This is a genomic window from Ileibacterium valens (assembly GCF_001945525.1).
Lineage (GTDB): Bacteria > Bacillota_I > Bacilli_A > Erysipelotrichales > Erysipelotrichaceae > Ileibacterium > Ileibacterium valens.
In genome coordinates, this window is the sequence record NZ_MPJW01000036.1 from 1 (window position 1) to 1,030 (window position 1,030).

The following is a 1,030-nucleotide window of genomic DNA, read 5'->3' on the forward strand; positions in this document are numbered from 1 at the left end:
GCAAGCAGAATCTGTCTGAGTCTGTCAAACAGAGGAGCAAAGTAAACCTGCGAAACTGAAATGATCCAGCTGCACAGAGTTCCTGAAGAAACGCTGAACATTCCCATTTCTCTGAACATCGTAATCAGAAGATTGGTGGGAATCTGATAGAGAATCTTGAAGGCGATCGCCATGGCAAGAAATGAGGAGGAAGCCCAGCTTCCGGGCAGAAGCGGCTTTGGAGCCTCGGCCTGAACGGGAGACAGTCCGCATTCACTGAGCGGAGTGTCACTGTCAGCAGCTTTTGCATGACAGCCAGGGCAGCCGTAAGTCACACCCACATACTCAATGACTCTGAGTCTGGGAAGTTCAACCTTAAGCTCGTAACGCAGATGCTTTTCTCCAAACGGAATGAGCTCATGACCACAGTATTCGCAGAACCTTTTGTCCTCATCGAGTTCTCTTACAACCTTTTCCACATCAATACCCATGCGTTCAATCATTTCTTTCAGCGTCGATTTGGGCTTTCTGGTCTGTTTTTTCTTAACCGGACGATGAGTATTTGGCTTTTTGGAAGAATCGGATTCAGACGCAGATCCGGCAGAAGGTGTGGAGTCAGAATCATTACCGTCGTCATCATCCTTCTTCTTGCCGCTCGAGCGTTTCTCAGATTTCTTTCCATAGCGCTGAGCCGCCATCAGAGTGATCTGCTCAGTCAGAGAAGCGATCGTTGTATTGGCTGCTTCAACCTGTTCGGTCAGCGAATGGATAATTTCATCTTTTTTCCGGCTGTCCTTGAGAGCGTCGTCCAGCTGCCGGCTGATCTTAACCAGCTGCTGAAAGAGCGGATTTGAAGAGATGTTAGATGTGTCTGCTGAGCTGTTTTCTGGCATAGTATTCACCCATTACATTATACCATAAAACAGTTTATTTATGCTTTATATAAAGTATTTTCACCTCTTTTTGGGACCTGTTTTATACTTGTTTTCTGGGTGATTGAAAGCCCGTCAAGCAGCCACCTGAGCTGCTGCTCACTGAGTTCAAGAACCTC

The 1,030-nt window shown here is 46.9% G+C and carries 1 protein-coding gene; it reads right to left on the reverse strand.

Features of this window, described 5'->3' with window-relative positions; genetic code table 11:
* The coding region (locus BO222_RS01035) for an IS66 family transposase zinc-finger binding domain-containing protein (RefSeq protein ID WP_143356882.1) at window positions 1-872 on the reverse strand (872 nt) is incomplete at its 3' end.
* Between the last annotated feature and the right edge of the window lie 158 nt (window positions 873-1,030).